Below are 3,814 nucleotides of genomic sequence, written 5' to 3'. Positions count from 1 at the left end.
ACTGGCTTGAAGCCATAATCCAAATTTTAACCGTATGGAATTCCATACGGTTAGAAATGAACCTGGTAGGCTTGTAATGACTTCTAAACAATGGATAGAAAGAATGAACGCCATCGGTATCACTTCAAAAGCTGGACGCTACGGTGGAACATATGCCCACTCTGACATAGCCTTTGAGTTTGCTTCTTGGATTTCTCCAGAGTTCAAACTCTACATCATTCAAGACTATCAACGGCTTAAACAAGAAGAGGCCTATAGAAATCAGTTAGATTGGCAAGTGAACCGCTATATTTCAAAACTCAATTACACAATACAAACTGATGCAATTAAAGAAAATATTGTCCCAACACTCCAGCCGTCTCAAATATCATACGCTTACTCCTCTGAAGCTGACTTGGTTAATGTTGCCTTGTTCGGTATGACTGCCAAAGAATACAAGAAAGCTTTCCCAGAAAAAGACGGCAATCAGCGAGATAATGCCACTATTGAACAGTTATTAGTTCTTAATAATTTACAAAGTCTTAACGCTGAAATGATAAAACAAGGGCTATCACAAAGCAACCGCCTAACTGAACTCAATAGAATCGCCAAAGAACAGTTAGAGGTACTTTACAAAAACAATCAAAAAGCTCTGGACAATCTAAAGCGCCTAGCCGATAAATAGCCCCATATCCGCCTTATTTGCTACTCTGGTATTATTTACCGACTGACTCTCTAAAATCGAATACAGGGCAAACTATGAAGCCCTAGCATGATTTAAACCACAATCTAAAACCTTTTTAATAATAGCTTGCCTGCTGATGTATTTTAGAAAGGTTTATCATCATGAAAATAACTGAAGTTATAAAAAAAAGACGGTAGCAAAGTCTATCGTGCTAATGTATATCTAGGAGTTGACCAGGTAACAGGAAAGAAAGTTAAAACTAAGGTAACAGGACGGACACAAAAAGAAGTTAAGCAGAAAGCTACTCAAGAGAAGATTGCTTTTCAAAAAGCAGGATCCACTAGACAAAAGGCTAGCACCATAAAAAACTATCAAGAATTAGCCAATCTCTGGTTAGAAAGTTATAAGAATACGGTTAAGCCAAACACTCAAGGCAATGTTAGAAAGTTAATTGATAATCATATATTGCCTATTTTTGGGGCTTACAAGCTCGATAAGCTCACTACTCCACTTATCCAGTCTATTATCAACGAACTTGCTGACAAGACTAATAGAGGGGAAAAAGGGGCTTTTCTACATTATGACAAGATACACGCTTTAAACAAACGTATCTTACAGTATGGCGTAACCATGCAGGCTATACCGTCCAATCCTGCGCGTGATGTTGTTTTACCTCGTAACACTCAGAAAGCAAAGCGGAAAAAAGTAAAACACTTTGAAAATCAAGAACTAAAAAAGTTTCTTGGTTATCTCGATAATTTAGATAGCGATAGATATCGTTACTACTATGAGACAACGCTCTATAAGTTCCTATTGGCTACTGGTTGCCGTATCAATGAAGCTTTAGCTCTTTCCTGGTCTGATATAGATTTAGATAATGCCGTGGTACATGTTACCAAAACACTAAATCGTGATTTAGAAATTAATAGCCCAAAATCTAAGGCTAGTTATCGGGATATAGATATAGATCAAGCGACTGTTAGCATGTTAAAACAGTACAAACTACGCCAAGCTAAAGAGGCTTGGAAGATAGGGCAACGTGAAAGCGTGGTATTTTCTGATTTCATTCATGACTATCCTAGCAGTTCAAGACTTAAAAGAAGATTGCAAACACATTTTAAGCGTGCTGATGTTCCTAACATTGGATTTCACGGATTCCGTCACACTCACGCTAGTCTCTTGCTTAACTCTGGAATACCATACAAAGAACTCCAGTACCGCCTAGGTCATTCCACTTTATCAATGACCATGGATATATATAGCCACCTCTCAAAAGAGAACGCAAAAAAAGCAGTATCATTCTACGAAACTGCACTAAAAGCACTATAGGGGGAGCAAAAAGGGGAGCAAATTTAAAAATCAACATTTCAAGACAAAGTAAAAATCCAATAGCAACAGGATTTTTGTTAGATTTATTTTGAAAAAGGCCGATTTTGTAGTATAATAGTACGGTGTGAAAAAATCTGAAAAATGAGAAAGGATAAGGGATATGAAACAAGTTTTTCTCTCTACAACAACTGAATTTAAAGAGATCGATACGCTTGAACCGGGTACTTGGATCAATCTCGTCAATCCGACTCAAAATGAATCACTGGAAATCGCTAACGCCTTCGATATTGATATTGCGGACCTTCGAGCACCGCTCGATGCGGAAGAAATGTCTCGTATTACCATTGAAGACGAGTACACCCTGATTATCGTTGACGTGCCGGTCACAGAGGAAAGAAATAACCGCACCTACTACGTAACCATACCGCTTGGTATTATCATCACTGAGGAAACCATTATCACTACGTGTTTGGAACCACTACCTGTCCTTGATGTCTTTATCAACCGTCGTTTGCGTAATTTCTATACCTTCATGCGCTCACGTTTTATCTTCCAGATTCTCTATCGCAATGCAGAACTTTACCTAACAGCCCTTCGTTCGATTGACCGTAAGAGTGAACAAATCGAAAGTCAACTGCATCAATCAACTCGTAATGAAGAATTGATTGAGCTCATGGAATTGGAAAAAACTATCGTCTATTTCAAAGCCTCCCTCAAAACAAATGAGCGCGTGATTAAGAAATTGACCAGTTCAACCAGCAATATCAAGAAATACCTTGAGGACGAAGACCTGCTTGAAGACACCCTGATTGAAACCCAACAGGCCATCGAGATGGCAGACATTTATGGAAACGTCTTGCATTCTATGACAGAGACCTTCGCCTCTATCATTTCTAACAACCAGAACAACATCATGAAAACCTTGGCTCTTGTGACCATCGTCATGTCCATCCCAACCATGGTCTTTTCTGCCTACGGGATGAACTTTAAGGATAATGAAATCCCCCTAAACGGAGAGCCAAATGCCTTCTGGTTAATCGTCTTTATCGCCTTTGCTATGAGTGTCTCGCTCACTCTCTATCTCATCCATAAAAAATGGTTCTAAGAGGAGTTCCTATGTCTCAGATTGATCTACAAAAATTAACTAAGAAAAACCAAGAGTTTGTCCACATTGCTACCCAACAATTCATCAAAGATGGGAAAACAGACGCTGAAATCCAGACTATTTTTGAGGAAGTCATTCCCCAAATCCTTGAGGAGCAATCTAAAGGTACAACTGCCCGTTCCCTATACGGCGCACCAACTCATTGGGCTCATAGCTTCACTGTCAAAGAGCAGTACGAAAAAGAGCATCCAAAAGAAAATGATGATCCAAAACTCATGATTATGGACTCAGCTCTTTTCATCACTAGCCTCTTTGCCCTTGTCAGCGCCCTCACAACCTTCTTTGCGGCAGATCAAGCTTTCGGCTATGGATTGATTACTCTTCTATTAGTTGGACTGGTTGGTGGATTTGCCTTCTACTTGATGTACTACTTTGTTTACCAATACTATGGACCAGATATGGATCGCAGTCAACGTCCACCTTTCTGGAAATCTGTACTAGTTATCCTAGCTTCTATGTTCCTTTGGTTGCTTGTCTTCTTTGCAACAAGCTTCCTACCAGCTAGCCTTAACCCAGTACTGGATCCATTGCCACTAGCTATTATTGGAGCAGCCCTCCTAGCCCTTCGCTTCTATCTCAAGAAACGCTTGAATATCCGTAGTGCAAGTGCAGGACCAACACGCTATCAAGAATAAGAAAGTCATAACCACCCGTGA

General features: G+C 39.7%; 3 protein-coding genes and 1 pseudogene. All 4 read left to right on the top strand.

The annotated features are described in order from the left end of the window. Positions 1 to 76 precede the first annotated feature (76 nt). The 4 genes and pseudogenes from HT701_RS10990 to HT701_RS10975 all read left to right on the top strand — a co-directional run bounded on the left by HT701_RS10990 (position 77) and on the right by HT701_RS10975 (position 3,793). Entirely contained in the window at positions 77 to 664 is a 588-nt protein-coding gene (locus HT701_RS10990) for a KilA-N domain-containing protein (RefSeq protein ID WP_240152377.1), read from the top strand. Positions 665 to 825: 161 nt separating this feature from the next. After that, positions 826 to 1,993 (top strand): annotated as a pseudogene (locus HT701_RS10985) (site-specific integrase). 160 nt (positions 1,994 to 2,153) lie between these two features. Beyond that, positions 2,154 to 3,098 (top strand): magnesium transporter CorA family protein, encoded by a 945-nt coding sequence (locus HT701_RS10980; protein WP_000815623.1) that lies wholly within the window; start codon positions 2,154 to 2,156, stop codon positions 3,096 to 3,098. 11 nt (positions 3,099 to 3,109) lie between these two features. After that, on the top strand, positions 3,110 to 3,793 hold the full coding sequence (locus HT701_RS10975; protein ID WP_000078022.1) for a DUF1129 domain-containing protein: 684 nt from the start codon (positions 3,110 to 3,112) through the stop codon (positions 3,791 to 3,793). Positions 3,794 to 3,814 lie beyond the last annotated feature (21 nt).

The organism is Streptococcus sp. 10824 (assembly GCF_013276595.1).
GTDB classification, from domain to species: Bacteria; Bacillota; Bacilli; order Lactobacillales; family Streptococcaceae; genus Streptococcus; species Streptococcus pseudopneumoniae.
Note: the sequence above shows the minus strand (reverse complement) of the source record. Positions and strands in the feature narration are given on the sequence as shown.

Excerpts from the sequence above, each read along its gene's own strand:
- HT701_RS10990 (WP_240152377.1), top strand. The coding sequence starts at position 77 with ATGACTTCTAAACAATGGATAGAAAGAATGAACGCCATCGGTATCACT.
- HT701_RS10975 (WP_000078022.1), top strand. The coding sequence starts at position 3,110 with ATGTCTCAGATTGATCTACAAAAATTAACTAAGAAAAACCAAGAGTTT.
- HT701_RS10980 (WP_000815623.1), top strand. The coding sequence starts at position 2,154 with ATGAAACAAGTTTTTCTCTCTACAACAACTGAATTTAAAGAGATCGAT.